Source organism: Bacillus sp. SLBN-46 (assembly GCF_031453555.1).
GTDB lineage: Bacteria > Bacillota > Bacilli > Bacillales > Cytobacillaceae > Neobacillus.
This window is the reverse complement of sequence record NZ_JAVIZM010000001.1, coordinates 2,948,788-2,961,914: the sequence shown is the minus strand read 5'-3', so window position 1 is coordinate 2,961,914 and position 13,127 is coordinate 2,948,788. Positions and strand designations below refer to the sequence as shown.

Here is a 13,127-nt window from a genome sequence, read left to right as displayed (position 1 = left end):
TAACACTAAAATCTCAATGTGGAGGGATATGCTTTGAATATTCTATTTAGCTTACTCTCAACTTTACGAATTTTGAGTTATAGAGCACTTTATTTTTTTAGACATATGAATTACAGGCTGCAATGGCTGTTTCGTATGTATGCTCTAGCTTAGGGTATTCAAGTATCGATATTCGCATTGAAGGAAGAAAGGGCGAGCATGGATCATGCTTGCCTTTTATAAGTATAAAAATATAATTATTTTTTTACAGCTGACAGGATAAATATCGTGGCGATAATCAAAAATGAACCAATCCATTCTGCTGCCCCAAAGGAAACATGGAGCCAGGCAACTGCTAAAAAGGCGGCTGATAATGGTTCCACACAGGCTAAAAGACTAGCCTCAGATGCCTTTATGTATTTCATACTTTCCATATAGCAGAAGAAGGCAATTAACGTGCCAAAAATGACTACAAAAATAACGGCTAAAAAAGAAGGAAAGCTCCAGGTTCCTTGAAACACCCATGGCGGATGAATAAAGCTAAAGCTAATTCCTCCCACTGTCATGCCCCAGCCAACCGTGATTAATGAACCCCACCTTGATAATAAATCTCTCGGATAAAGTGTATAGAAAGCAAGTGAAAAAGCAGACAAGATTCCCCAAAATAAAGCCGGAACCGTTATGGATAGTGAATGCATATTTCCTTGAGTAACTAGAAGAAATGTTCCCAACAGAGCAAAAATTATCGCAATCCCTTCATGTTTAGCAGGTAGCTTTTTCCCCCGGATGCTTATATATCCAGCAATAATTACAGGTGCAAGGTATTGCAAGACAGTGGCAGTTGCTGCATTTGCATGTTCAATAGCTGCAAAATAGGTAAATTGAACACCAAACATCCCCAAGATGCCAAAAACGATAAGCTTAACAACATCTTGTTTGTTTTTCCAAATTGTCCAGATATTTTGCTTTCCAACCGTTTGAGAAAACCAGAGTAACCCCACTCCTGAAAAAATCAATCGAGTTACGACAAGCCAACTGGTACTGAAGCCTTGTTGATGAAATAAGTATTGGGCAACCGTCCCGGAGACGCCCCAAAAGGTAGCTGCCATTATAACTAATATCATCCCTTTTGCCCTTGGATACGCCAAGATGACACTGCGCGAATTCATTTTATCCCTCCGAATGATGCAAACTAATTATCTATAAATATAGCAAAGTTTCTTTAGTTATATAAGTAATTTATTTGCTAAGAACCATTTGTGAAACGCGTATGTCGCTATTTTTTTACTGATAGAGCTGAAGAAGGGAATTGCTAGCATGTTTATATTAGTTTGCTAGTCAAATGATAATTCTTGCTATCTGTTGTTATTTAAAGATAAGCATAAGAAATTTTTATGAAAATTGATAAGAGATTCATTCTATACGATATGAAATTTTTGCCATAAAATAGAACTATCATCCAACAAGGGGGAATACCAATGAAGTCAATTATCGTCCCTGAATTTGGGGCACCAGAGGTTATGCAGTATGTAGAGGTTGAGACACCAAAAATAAGTCCTAGCCAGGTGTTAATTAGAGTAGAAAAAACGAGTGTGAATTATGCAGATGTGAAATCTAGGTATGGTAATAAAGGAAAAGAGAACTTCCCTTTTATTCCTGGACTTGATGCATCGGGTGTGATTGTGGAGGTTGGGGCAGATGTAAATCATTTACAACCTGGGCAAAGAGTCATAGCATTTCCAGCTAATGGGTCTTACGCAGAATTTGTAGTCGCGGAAGGTATTCTTACATACGAAATCCCCGATTCAATGGATTTTACCACTGCCGCTGCCTGTCCCACTGTTTCTATCCTTTCTTATAAACTATTAGCCGATATTGCACGGATCGAACAGGGGGAAACCATCCTCATTCATTCCGCTGCAGGTGGAGTGGGAACTACAGCTATTCAGCTAGCAAAACTGCTAGGTGCGAGTAAAATTATCGGAACGGTCGGTGACGAAAATAAAGCGTCTGTTGCCATTAAGGCTGGTGCAGATCATGTTATTTGCTATACCAACGATGATTTTTCACGTAAAGTAAATGAATTAACAGATAATCAAGGCGTAGATATTGTCCTCGATTCCATTGCTGGTGAGATAACAGGGCAAAGTCTAACCTGTCTTGCACCATATGGTAGGTTGGTTCAATTTGGGAATTCAAGTGGGGCAGTTGGAAGCTTTAAAACCAGTGATCTGCACTCTAGCTGTCGGTCAGTACTAGGCTTTAGCTTAGGAACGACAAGAAAAAAACGACCAAAGACCTTACAGTCCACAGCCAAGGAAGTGCTCAAATTGTTTAGTGAAGGAAAATTAAAAATGGAGGTTGGTCATCACTATCCCTTGGAGGCTGCTATTACTGCTCACAAGCTAATTGAAAGTAGACTAAGTACTGGAAAAATCATATTAGATGTAAGAGATTCTCTATCTTAAAAATTTAGACCTCTAAATTAGATATTGAAAAGCCCCTAATCAGGCTACACTGGTTTTAGGGGTTGTTTTTTTGTGATTATGGTAAGTATCATTTCACTTCATCCCTTTAAAGTGTGTTAATATTCAAACTAGGACCATAGGGAAAGGATGGATAGAATGTCTTTAGAAAGTGTAAAAAATCATTTTAAACAATGGAATCGCGATATTGATATAATGGAATTTGACACCTCAAGTGCAACTGTTGAGCAGGCAGCCGAGACAATTGGAGTGATACCTGCACGAATTGCCAAAACTTTATCCTTTAGGGGATCGGAGGAAAATGCGATCTTAATTGTTGCTGCTGGGGATGCAAAAATTGATAATAAAAAATTTCGTGCTAAATTTGGCTTCAAACCCCGAATGCTTTCGCCAGATGAGGTTTTGGAGCAAACGGGTCATGTCATTGGTGGTGTCTGTCCGTTTGGTTTAAATAAAGAATTAGATGTATACCTTGATGTATCAATGAAACGATTTGATACCCTTTTCCCAGCATGCGGAAGCACCAATTCAGCGATTGAATTAACGAAAGAAGAGTTATACGATTATTCTTTTGCCAAGGACTGGGTAGATGTTTGTAAAGAGTGGAATGAGGAGCAGTTGAATGAAAGTGAAACTGTCACAAGTGAAGTACGATAATTACATACTATGGTTTAAGGAAAAGGACTAAGTTGTCCTTTTTTGTATTTATGGATATTATTGTAAAAATAACTTGCCCGTAATATAGGTAAATGGTATATGATGAATACTATAGATAGATATACCATTTAATATTTTAGGGGGAAATTTTTGAAGATATGAAAAGACAGTACCATCTCGATTGGATCCGTGTGCTTGCAACACTAGCCGTTTTCATTTATCACTGTTTCATGTTTTTTAATCCCTGGCCTTGGCATGTAAAAAATAATGAGACCGACCCAACCTATATTACAGCGGTCTCTTTGTTTATGAGTTCTTGGTTGATGCCGATTTTTTTCACAGTATCGGGGATGAGCTCCTATTATGCCCTCCAGAAAAGGTCTGTCCACGAATATGTGAAGGAACGACTTGCTAGGTTAGGGGTACCGCTTTTGTTTGGTGTTATGATACTATCGCCTCCACAGGTATATATGGAACGCGTGAGTCATGGGCAGTTTTCCGGATCCTTTTTTTCGTGGTTTCCGCAGTATTTTGATGGAGTTTATTTAGATATTGGAGGAACGGGAAATTTTGCTTTTGTAGGTCTGCATTTATGGTATTTGTTAATACTTATGATATTTAGCATTTTTACGGTTCCACTTTTACTTAAAAAGAAACCGTCTATTATGAAAGAATTAAAATCCTACCAATTATATCTGATGACTATTCCTTTAATGATTGTATCCACTTTTGTTGATGTTGTTCGTCTAGGAGGTTGGGACATTACTTTCTATTTGGTCTTATTTTTATTTGGTTATTTTATTCTTACAAAAGAATCTTTCAAAAAGGTGATTGAAAAATTACTTCCTATCAATCTCGTTATTTCAGTTTGTACAACCATCTTTTTTGTATATGGATTCTTTTCAGATATGCCTTCAACTGGTTTTATTGCAACAATGGTTTTTGCATCCATTAAGTCACTGAATTGTTGGATGTGGATTCTTGTCATTTTTGCTGTTGCCAAAAGGCATTTATCTTTTTCAAATAAATGGTTAACATACAGTTCACAAGCATCCATGCCGTTCTATGTTCTCCATCAGCCGGTTATTGTTACTTTAGGATTTTTTATCGCTAATAAGGCATGGTCCATTCCTGTAAAACTCATCTTTTTAATGGTTGTTGCTTTTTTTATCATTATGTTTATTTATCATATAATCATTTCCAAGGTATCCATTTTACGAATCCTGTTTGGTATCAAAGGGGATAATAAACCAAAGTCTAGCCCAGATGTTAAAATAGTTGGTTCTTAAAATGTGTAAAAAGCAATTTAAAAGAAGCCTAATTTTGAACAAAAAAATGACTATCAAATTAGTTTAAATTTGATAGTCATTTTTGGTTGTGTTTTATATGTTTGCGAGGGATGGAAACCTGATAGAAAGCCAAGTTCACTCTAGAAAGCGATTTATTCGAAATGTTTGGTGACGAATTCTCCAATTTCATCAATTGCCTGTTGTCCCTCAGGGATGGCGAACGTCTGAAAAACATGCCACATATCATCCCATACCTTAAAACTGACTTCTACTCCCGCTGCCCGAGCTCGGTCAACTAGACGGGCGGCATCACTTAGCAGGATTTCATCATTTCCAACATGGACTAACAGGGAAGGAAGCCCTGTTAAATCAGCATATATAGGTGAAACTAGCGGATGACGCGGATCTAGATCACGAATATACAACGCTGGGGTTAAACGAGTTGCATCTGGTGATAACCATGGGTCCACTTCTGCACGTGTTACCATGGATTCCCCGGTGCCTTCCATGTCTGTCCAAGGGGATAATAGCACAGCTAAAGCAGGCAGTGGGTCGCCCGCATCCTTAAGAGATAAAAGGGTTGCTAATGTTAGTCCGCCACCTGCTGAATCACCACCAATGACGATATTTTTTGAAGATACTCCTGAGTTGAGAAGCCATCGGTAGACACTAACGGCATCTTCAATTGCGGCTGGAAAAGGATGTTCAGGAGCGAGTCTGTATTCTGGTACCAGTACACGTGCGGCAGTGGAGCGAGACAGCTTTGATGCTAAGTATCGGTGTGTATTACAGCTACCCATTATGTAGGCACCACCATGAAGGTAAAGGAAAACACGGTCTTCTACTGCATTTGGTGCGGTTATCCATTCAGCTGCTATTCCTTCAATTTCCACTTTTTCAACAGTAATATCTTGACCTACAGGGGTTAAAGCGGATAAAGCTTCTAATCCTTGTCTAGCTGTTTCAATATTTGCTTCAGGTGATTGGTTTGCCTTTGACATCTGTAAATACTGCCTTACTAAGAGACTTTCTTGACTGGCCATCAAAATTTCCCCTTTCAATTTGAGAGTAAGTGCTTACATATATGTAATTCTCCCTCATTTACCGATTTCCTCCATTATTTAACAACTATCTTTATGAATGTAGGTTCTATGTGACCGAAAACATTGGGAAAAATTTAAACCGGTCACGTAGTGGCTCTACGTGACCGATTTAAACAAAATTTTCATAAGTGAACTTCCATGTGACCGACTATACTGAAGTTCTCACCTCGGTATCAATGGTTTTACCGAGATAGCAGGGGAGAAGGTGGTAACGATGCAGCCCTCTAATTGCTTTGGACTTAACAATCCTAAATTAAAGGCTGATTTTATTTTACTATCATCTGGTTTCTTAACCACTTGGATGAGATCATGCAACTGTAATTCTTCCAGCCTTCTAACGGTGTCCACTTCTTGATATCTTTCCGTTTTACGAATCTGTCTTTGTAGTTTGAATCCACTAATTGTAATTTCCCCTTTATGGTTGCACCCTACCAGATTATTAAAATATGCTTGGAATGCATCCTTCAGTGTATTCATTTCCATTTCAATTTCTTTTTTCTTTTTATTAAGCTCGTAATACTTGTTTAACATCTCACCTGTAATTAAGGAATCATTGTTATTTAACAATCTCCTCGCCCCCTTACGAACGTATATTCTATATTATGATGATCCTGCAGAAATAAGTACTGCAAAAAATTTTCTCATTTGGAGGGAGAAGGATATTGAACTAAAACAAATAATGTTTTAAGAGATATCCTTCAAGATTGGCTAGTAAGATAGAAGTGGAGCCAGAATTTTTAGTTTTTTGGAAATATCAATCTATAAAAAATAGGAGTGATAAAAAATGAGTAATTTGAATACTGCTTTGTTGGTCATTGACATGCAGGTTGGACCTCTTTATGGAACATATAAGAAAGATGAAACAATGGTAACAGTTCAGGAAATAATTGCCACCGCAGAAGCAAAAAAGATACCGATCTTCTATATTCAACATGAAGAACTAGCTGGAGGTTTTTTGGAAAGAGGCACACCTTTTTGGCGATTTGTAGACGGAATTTCTCCACGTTCCTCCGATCGGATTATTAATAAAATGAGTACGGATGCCTTTCATGAGACTTCTCTACAGAATGAATTAGATTCTCTAGAGGTTTCTCGATTGATTGTAGTTGGTGCAAGAACGGAATACTGTGTTGACACAACATGCCGAAGAGCGGTTACCTTAGGATACAATGTAACATTAGTATCAGATGGTCATACAACTGCAGACGGTGCTATACCAGCAGAAATGATTATTAAGCATCACAACCACCATTTAAGCACCGTAAAAACAGTTCATCATGAGATAACAGTTACGCCCGCCGCACAAATTGTATTTTTATAAACCACGATGCATATTTGGGGTCAGGCACCACAATTAAGAAAAAATATTTGCATTCTTGTCGAATTACTGGCAATCTTATGTAAGTAGTATTAAAATCTTCTCGGAAAGACAAATAGGTGATTAAATGATTGAAGTAAAGACGTCGAAACTTAGTGATGGAGAATTAAATAGAGGGGTATTTGCGACACAGGATATAGCAAAAGGTGAATTGTTTCATGAGGCACCGGTTATTCCTTATCCGAACAGGGAGCATGTTCATATCGAAAAAACATTGCTAGCTGATTATGCTTTTGAGTACGGACAGAACCACACGGCCCTATTGTTAGGGTATGGTATGCTGTTTAATCATTCTTATCAGCCTAATGCCATTTATGAAATTAACTTTCCTAATCATACGTTTGACTTTTATGCATATCGGGATATAAAAGCAGGAGAAGAAATTCTTATCAATTATAATGGCGATGTGGATGATGATGAGCCGCTTTGGTTTAACAAAGAGGAAAAAACAGATAGTCAAGATGAGTAATAAAAGAGGATAGAGAGTGAGCGATTAAATTCGCCCTTTCTATCCTTTTGTTTTTATGTGTAGTTATTATATTTTCATGCTAAAAGGGAATAGTATAGGAAGGATTTGTCAGGAAAAGTCATTCATAGAAAACCAGGAAATAGGTGAATGGTTTGAGTCATGAAGCAATTGGTATGTTAATAACCATAGCTATAGCTGCAATTGGATGCTTATACTTTATTAGAATTGACTGGAAGAGGTACGGGCTTCTCTACTTAATTAGTGGATTAGCGGCTAATCTACTTTGCTATACCTTTACCTATCTTGGATTTTACAGCTTCCCAAACAACGTTTTACATAATGGTTTCTTAACCCCTTTTGGTTTAGTTTCAACAGTCTTCCCCCTGTTAACCATGTTTGGAGTTCGATTTAGTCCTGACAGTTGGAGTTGGAAAATTCCCTTTTATTGGGCACTCGTTCATTTAGGAGTGCTAGGAGAAGTAATACTAAAACATACCATTATTTTTAAATTTGAACCGGAATGGGATTTATGGGATTCCTATACCTTATGGTGGTTATATTATTTACTTTTTGAACTTTTAGGTGGAAAAATTGTACCATCACAGCATAGAAAACCAATTAGCTCAGATTCTTTTCGATATGGTAAATGGGGCTGGATCGTCCTGCATGTGATTGTCATTAGTACGATTTTTTTAGCTGGGGTTTATGTAGGGGTTACCATATTCAAATAGGTTAGAAAAATAGGAATTAGCAGCGTATCTCTTTTATGATAGGCTGCTGTTTTCGTTACACCCATAATAAAATATTTGCTTAATTAAATCACGCCTATATAGATATACAACAATTTGTTTATAGTTCAGCTGGAATAAGCTAGAATTAGGATGTAATTTATTGAAAAAGGAAATTTGATCTATTTAAGTAAATTTAAGGGTGGGGCAGGGGAGTAGAATGAAATGCATAGTTACAAAGGGATGTATTAATTACGAAATTTCAGGTAGTGGTTTTCCGATTCTAATTTTGCATTCGATGGGGACTGACTACCGGTCGATGAAGGCTTGGTTAGAGCCTGTTTTTAATGATATTAAAGGGTTTCAAAGGATATATATCGATATCCCTGCACACGGTCAAAGTTTGATTGATGATCATTTTTCATCTTCTGACGACATGCTTTTAAATATCTTAGATTTTATTGATCAGATTATTCCAAACCAAGAATTTTCTCTAATAGGTTTTTCGTATGGTGGGTATTTAGCGCAAGGAATCTTACACCAAAGGACAAACCTAGTGAAAAGTATTTGTTTATTGGCTACAGCACTCCATCTAAAAGAAAAAAGAATTCTTCCTGAAAAAGTAGTTCAGGATCAAGATACTGGTGCATTAGTGGAACTAGATTCAGATATAAAAATAGCGTTTGAAACATTAATGAATATCCAAAATAAAGAAAACCTTGAAATCTTTTTAAGAGAAATTCAACCTGGTCGTTTATTAGCAAATCGGAATTTTTTACTGTCAAATTGGCGAGAAAAAGGCTATTATTTTTCGGAAGAACCATTACAGGACGCTGATAGGGTTTCACTTCCCGCTCTCCTTATCTTAGGGAAACAAGATTCAATCTGTGGGTACAAAGATCACTTTAATCTTTTTGAAAAATTTTCTCATGCTACGTTTGCTGTATTAGATCAAGCGGGTCATATGTTACATATTGAAAAACGTGAAATTGTTCAAGGTTTAATTAAAGATTGGTTAACTAGGTCGAATGCTATTAGTAAATAATTCATTAAAGCTAGAGAAAAGGTCAATCGGAAGAAAAATTCCGGTTGACCTTGTTTTTTTGTAAGGTAATTCAGTTAAGACTAATAAAACAAACCATTTTGCCAGTCTGATAATGAAGGAGCTTAAACATTGACAAGGGTAGAGATCTTAAATTTATTAGTATTGATTGAGTCGGTCTACACAAGCTTTGTGACAAAGGATGAAATGGTCCTTTTTTGGTTTAAGATAGGTCCATATTTGGACTCTGAAAAAGTATTGGAAAAAGTTCGAAGCCACATTAGAAAAAGCCCGTATCCTCCTAGCGTTGAGGATCTAATTGATTTTTCAGGTGATATGTTGATGCCTCCATTGTCTTATACTGCAGGTGAAAGGGGCATTAGAGGTAACAGGCAAGATTCTCTTTCAGCTTGGATGCGTGAATACTCCATTAGATAGGTTTTAGGGTTGACCTTGTTTAAGAAAAACAGGGTACCCGCCCATGCCTTTTTTGAATTTCAACATAGTCTAGACTGTAACCTACACAAAGGAGAGTTGCTCTAATGAATGATATTATGCAATTTACTGGTGAAACGAGGACAATGGGTGGATTCCCAGGCATGGGTGGAACAGGGACAATGGGTGGATTCCCAGGCATGGGTGGAGCAGGAACAATGGGTGGATTCCCAGGTATGGGTGGAACAGGAGCAATGGGAGGATTCCCTGGCATGGGTGGCATGAGTATGGGAGGATTCCCTGGCATGGGCGGCATGGGCATGGGAGGATTTCCAGGCATGGGCGGCATGGGCATGGGAGGATTTCCAGGCATGGGCGGCATGGGCATGGGAGGATTTCCTGGCCATGGTTGGCATGGCGGTTGGGGAGGACACCATGGTCAGCCATGGCATGGTGGCTGGGGAGGACACCACGGTCATCCATGGCATGGCGGCTGGGGAGGTCACTTCGGGCATGGAGGATTTAGCGGCTTTTGAAGTTCTCCAGTTAATGATTGATATGGAGGCTTGTGACGAGCCACCATTCAACAATGAATGATGTTTTTTCAGGCTATAAATAAAAAATAAATGCTTATCTTAAATTGTTTAGAAGTAAAGAATTAGGTATGCCCTCAAACAAAAATGAAAAAGCCTTGTTCAATCAAGGCTTTTTCTTATGATTTAAAAATTTGTTAACTGAAATAAAATACTGATAATTCCTTATTAGTAGACTGGTATTTTCTGATAATTACAATTAATATAGAACTATTCTGGTAAATATAGGGGGAAATAGAAATGTTAATTCAAAAGGCTACAATAGATGAACTTGAAGTCGTAACCGAACTCTTTGATTTGTATCGAGTGTTTTACGAACAAGCATCAGACCTTAATGCAGCGAAAGAGTTTTTGAAAGAAAGAATAGTTAATGAGGAGTCGGTAATCTTCGTCGCTCTTGAAGACAATGAGGCACTTGGATTTGTCCAGCTTTATCCGTCGTTTTCATCTGTTAGCATGAAGCGCTCGTGGGTACTCAATGATTTGTATGTAAAAAAACAAGCACGCGGCAAAGGTGTGGGGGAAAATCTAATCAACACGGCGCTTCATTTTGCAAAAGAAACTGGGGCAAAAGGAGTATTACTTGAAACAGGCAAAGAAAACATTAACGCTCAAAGACTCTATGAAAAAATTGGTTTTGTGAAGGAAACAAATTATTTTTATTATTATACGGTTTAAGCTCTGCATAAAATAGAATAGTAAAGTTTGTGGGGAGGCGAAAAATGAACCAGAGAAAGAAACTTATGATTATTTGTTTTATTTTTATGGTTTTAAGTCTTATTGGTTTTGCATTAATCGCTGGCAGCACGATGAATCCTTCACAATATTCCGGTAATGGTAATTTTGCCATTCTGTTTACTATGCCAACCGTACCAATATACCTTATATTTCTTTATTATCTAAGCCGATGGATTGATAAAGCGATAAACGGAATAAGTGTGAAAAATCGGCTTACATTTCTTGGCTGTCTGGCAGTTGTATTTGTTGTACTCATCTTCTTGGAAGTTAGATACATTCAGAATTTGGTTATCTTACTTGGAGGAGGGCCTGAGAGCCCAGAATCGAGGATCTACCGTTTTGGCTGGTATAATCAATATACCAATACGTTATATTTTAATTGGATCACTTTCATTTTGGGTATGGTTCTAAGTGTGATAATCTCCATAGGTTATAGTCTAATAAAAAAGAGTTCAAACAATAACTAGGAAGCAGAAAAATGACTGCTTCCTTTCCTTTTGGAGTAACCCTATGATTTTATCCCTGTTCATATTCGTTAATTATTCAAATTGCCTACACTTTTAGTATCCATAAATCTGATAAACTGAAAATATAGTATATATGAGGTGATGGTAATGAAAAATTTAGCGTCAACGGATGAGGTACAGTGTGGGAAAGTCTATATGGTTGAAATGCAGGATGGAGAAATTAGTTCTTTTCGAGTATTAGGCGAGACACCAACCCATTATATTTTTTCTTATTCTACTAACGAAAATGTAGAAGTATTTGAAAAGGCGAAAAATGAAGTAATTGGTATATTTGAGGTTCGTGAGTGGTGGGATACAAAGGGCAAAAATGAAGGTCCTTTAGTAAACTGGTAATCTTCTAAGAGAGAATAATTATTTTCTAATATGTTAAAATAATACATATATAGAAAATATTTTTTTTGCGGTGAGGGGAGAGGTTCGTGCTTTTTCATTATCATTTTTGGACACCACATCTTGAGGAAATGGAGAAATTTTATGAAGACCTGGGGTTTCGAGTAAATCAACGTGTAGGGAAATACAAAGGGACTTTTCAAACCTTTAATCCTCCGTTATCCTGGGATGAATTTAGGGATCAAGGGATCATATTTCGTATCATTGAAATGAAGAAAGGGAATGTAAATATAAGCTTTGGTTTTGGAAAACGTATAATGTTTGATCATATCGGGTTCCTCGTGACAAATGAAGAGAAAAGCAAAATTTGTGAAAATGCTAACCTTTTGAACTGGAAAGTGGAATTAGGAGAAAGAAGAACCTTCATAACAACTCCGTATCAATTTTTGATTGAATTACAAACACATTTGGATGCAGTAGATGGAGATGGAAAGATAGCAGAAATTGATAAAATGGTCATCTCTACGCCCATTGAGGGATTGGAGGAGGACTTGGAGATGCTTTTTGGAAAAAAAGTACTTGAAATACAAAGTATAATAGAAGAACCTGTGATGTTGAAAGAAGTAAAGCTATCGTTAGTTAATAAAAATGAAATTATTGACCCAAATGGGGTACAAATTAATCTTGATTCAGGAGCAGAATCCTAAATAAAAATTCCCCCTTATCTCATATAGGGGGGACTCCAATTATTTTACTTTACCAAGCAATTCAGCTAAATGTTTCCGAATTGCTTCTGGATTTCCGGAAATTTTTTCTTCTCTTTGTTGGTCTTTTCTCCATTTTTCGAGTGATTTCACTAATACCTCTTGCTCATTGGCTTGTGGAATAACTACGACACCGTCTGCATCCCCAACAATTAAATCCCCGGGAAGGACAGCGGTACCTCCGCAGGAAATTGGAACATTCACTTCGCCAACTCCGGCTTTGCCACTTGCAGCAACAGTCGTTCCCTTACAAAAGACAGGAAAGTTCAATTCTTTAATTCCTACAATGTCACGAATGACCCCGTCAACAACAAGTCCACTAATACCAAGTGTTTGAGCCATTCCAACGACAAAGTCTCCAGCAATGGCTCGATATTGGTCGCCTTTTGCATCAATGACTAAAACATCACCTTGTTTTGCTTCGTTTATAGCTTTTAGGACTGCAAGATTATCCCCGACAGGAATTTTGACTGTATATGCTCTTCCTACAAGCTTGTATTCTTCCTTTAGTGGTTTGATGGAAGGATGTAGGTTATTTAATCCGTCCATCGCATCGGAAATACATGTAGTGGGAATATTGCGAAATTTAGCTGCAAGATGATCCATTTC

At 37.4% G+C, this 13,127-nt stretch carries 17 protein-coding genes; 13 read left to right on the top strand and 4 right to left on the bottom strand.

The annotated features are described in order from the left end of the window. Window positions 1-236 precede the first annotated feature (236 nt). Window positions 237-1,148, bottom strand: a complete 912-nt coding sequence (locus QFZ87_RS15220) for an EamA family transporter (protein ID WP_309862847.1) — start codon at window positions 1,146-1,148, stop codon at window positions 237-239. Window positions 1,149-1,457: 309 nt separating this feature from the next. On the opposite strand from QFZ87_RS15220, the gene QFZ87_RS15215 reads away from it, so the two are divergent. From QFZ87_RS15215 to QFZ87_RS15205, 3 genes are all read left to right on the top strand, one after another. Next, window positions 1,458-2,447, top strand: a complete 990-nt coding sequence (locus QFZ87_RS15215; RefSeq protein ID WP_309862845.1) for a quinone oxidoreductase family protein — start codon at window positions 1,458-1,460, stop codon at window positions 2,445-2,447. A gap of 156 nt (window positions 2,448-2,603) precedes the next feature. After that, a complete protein-coding gene (locus tag QFZ87_RS15210) occupies window positions 2,604-3,122 on the top strand; it encodes a YbaK/EbsC family protein (protein ID WP_309862842.1) in 519 nt (172 codons plus the stop codon). Between the two features lie 158 nt (window positions 3,123-3,280). After that, window positions 3,281-4,411 carry an acyltransferase family protein gene (locus QFZ87_RS15205; RefSeq protein ID WP_309862840.1) on the top strand — a complete coding sequence of 377 codons (1,131 nt, stop codon included), beginning with the start codon at window positions 3,281-3,283 and terminating at the stop codon, window positions 4,409-4,411. A gap of 152 nt (window positions 4,412-4,563) precedes the next feature. On the opposite strand, the gene QFZ87_RS15200 is transcribed toward QFZ87_RS15205, so the two are convergent. After that, window positions 4,564-5,454, bottom strand: coding sequence for an alpha/beta hydrolase (locus QFZ87_RS15200; protein WP_309862838.1), 891 nt, complete (start codon window positions 5,452-5,454; stop codon window positions 4,564-4,566). Between the two features lie 222 nt (window positions 5,455-5,676). Beyond that, the gene (locus QFZ87_RS15195) at window positions 5,677-6,081 is read right to left on the bottom strand and encodes a hypothetical protein (RefSeq protein ID WP_309862835.1); all 405 of its coding nucleotides are present in this window, start codon (window positions 6,079-6,081) and stop codon (window positions 5,677-5,679) included. Window positions 6,082-6,298: 217 nt separating this feature from the next. On the opposite strand from QFZ87_RS15195, the gene QFZ87_RS15190 reads away from it, so the two are divergent. The 10 genes from QFZ87_RS15190 to QFZ87_RS15145 all read left to right on the top strand — a co-directional run bounded on the left by QFZ87_RS15190 (window position 6,299) and on the right by QFZ87_RS15145 (window position 12,461). After that, window positions 6,299-6,835 carry an isochorismatase family protein gene (locus QFZ87_RS15190; protein ID WP_309862832.1) on the top strand — a complete coding sequence of 179 codons (537 nt, stop codon included), beginning with the start codon at window positions 6,299-6,301 and terminating at the stop codon, window positions 6,833-6,835. Window positions 6,836-6,959: 124 nt separating this feature from the next. Then, a complete protein-coding gene (locus QFZ87_RS15185; protein WP_308079294.1) occupies window positions 6,960-7,361 on the top strand; it encodes an SET domain-containing protein in 402 nt (133 codons plus the stop codon). Between the two features lie 143 nt (window positions 7,362-7,504). Then, entirely contained in the window at window positions 7,505-8,092 is a 588-nt protein-coding gene (locus tag QFZ87_RS15180) for a CBO0543 family protein (protein ID WP_396133926.1), read from the top strand. 217 nt (window positions 8,093-8,309) lie between these two features. Continuing rightward, a complete protein-coding gene (locus QFZ87_RS15175) occupies window positions 8,310-9,134 on the top strand; it encodes an alpha/beta fold hydrolase (RefSeq protein ID WP_309862824.1) in 825 nt (274 codons plus the stop codon). 129 nt (window positions 9,135-9,263) lie between these two features. Continuing rightward, entirely contained in the window at window positions 9,264-9,569 is a 306-nt protein-coding gene (locus QFZ87_RS15170; RefSeq protein WP_309862822.1) for a hypothetical protein, read from the top strand. 104 nt (window positions 9,570-9,673) lie between these two features. Continuing rightward, entirely contained in the window at window positions 9,674-10,102 is a 429-nt protein-coding gene (locus QFZ87_RS15165; protein ID WP_309862819.1) for a hypothetical protein, read from the top strand. Between the two features lie 297 nt (window positions 10,103-10,399). After that, entirely contained in the window at window positions 10,400-10,837 is a 438-nt protein-coding gene (locus QFZ87_RS15160) for a GNAT family N-acetyltransferase (RefSeq protein WP_309862816.1), read from the top strand. Window positions 10,838-10,881: 44 nt separating this feature from the next. Next, on the top strand, window positions 10,882-11,364 hold the full coding sequence (locus QFZ87_RS15155) for a hypothetical protein (RefSeq protein ID WP_309862814.1): 483 nt from the start codon (window positions 10,882-10,884) through the stop codon (window positions 11,362-11,364). Between the two features lie 147 nt (window positions 11,365-11,511). Beyond that, on the top strand, window positions 11,512-11,757 hold the full coding sequence (locus QFZ87_RS15150; RefSeq protein WP_309862812.1) for a hypothetical protein: 246 nt from the start codon (window positions 11,512-11,514) through the stop codon (window positions 11,755-11,757). Between the two features lie 86 nt (window positions 11,758-11,843). After that, the gene (locus QFZ87_RS15145) at window positions 11,844-12,461 is read left to right on the top strand and encodes a VOC family protein (RefSeq protein WP_309862808.1); all 618 of its coding nucleotides are present in this window, start codon (window positions 11,844-11,846) and stop codon (window positions 12,459-12,461) included. A gap of 39 nt (window positions 12,462-12,500) precedes the next feature. Here QFZ87_RS15145 and QFZ87_RS15140 read toward each other — a convergent pair whose 3' ends face one another. Then, on the bottom strand, window positions 12,501-13,124 hold the full coding sequence (locus tag QFZ87_RS15140; protein WP_309862806.1) for an RraA family protein: 624 nt from the start codon (window positions 13,122-13,124) through the stop codon (window positions 12,501-12,503). Window positions 13,125-13,127 lie beyond the last annotated feature (3 nt).

What these genes read in the sequence shown, in the direction of transcription:
- QFZ87_RS15190 (WP_309862832.1), top strand. Translation starts at nt 6,299, where the DNA reads ATGAGTAATTTGAATACTGCTTTGTTGGTCATTGACATGCAGGTTGGA.
- QFZ87_RS15205 (WP_309862840.1), top strand. Translation starts at nt 3,281, where the DNA reads ATGAAAAGACAGTACCATCTCGATTGGATCCGTGTGCTTGCAACACTA.
- QFZ87_RS15155 (WP_309862814.1), top strand. Translation starts at nt 10,882, where the DNA reads ATGAACCAGAGAAAGAAACTTATGATTATTTGTTTTATTTTTATGGTT.
- QFZ87_RS15150 (WP_309862812.1), top strand. Translation starts at nt 11,512, where the DNA reads ATGAAAAATTTAGCGTCAACGGATGAGGTACAGTGTGGGAAAGTCTAT.
- QFZ87_RS15220 (WP_309862847.1), bottom strand. Translation starts at nt 1,148, where the DNA reads ATGAATTCGCGCAGTGTCATCTTGGCGTATCCAAGGGCAAAAGGGATG.
- QFZ87_RS15160 (WP_309862816.1), top strand. Translation starts at nt 10,400, where the DNA reads ATGTTAATTCAAAAGGCTACAATAGATGAACTTGAAGTCGTAACCGAA.
- QFZ87_RS15185 (WP_308079294.1), top strand. Translation starts at nt 6,960, where the DNA reads ATGATTGAAGTAAAGACGTCGAAACTTAGTGATGGAGAATTAAATAGA.
- QFZ87_RS15175 (WP_309862824.1), top strand. Translation starts at nt 8,310, where the DNA reads ATGAAATGCATAGTTACAAAGGGATGTATTAATTACGAAATTTCAGGT.
- QFZ87_RS15165 (WP_309862819.1), top strand. Translation starts at nt 9,674, where the DNA reads ATGAATGATATTATGCAATTTACTGGTGAAACGAGGACAATGGGTGGA.
- QFZ87_RS15215 (WP_309862845.1), top strand. Translation starts at nt 1,458, where the DNA reads ATGAAGTCAATTATCGTCCCTGAATTTGGGGCACCAGAGGTTATGCAG.
- QFZ87_RS15200 (WP_309862838.1), bottom strand. Translation starts at nt 5,454, where the DNA reads ATGGCCAGTCAAGAAAGTCTCTTAGTAAGGCAGTATTTACAGATGTCA.
- QFZ87_RS15140 (WP_309862806.1), bottom strand. Translation starts at nt 13,124, where the DNA reads ATGGATCATCTTGCAGCTAAATTTCGCAATATTCCCACTACATGTATT.
- QFZ87_RS15210 (WP_309862842.1), top strand. Translation starts at nt 2,604, where the DNA reads ATGTCTTTAGAAAGTGTAAAAAATCATTTTAAACAATGGAATCGCGAT.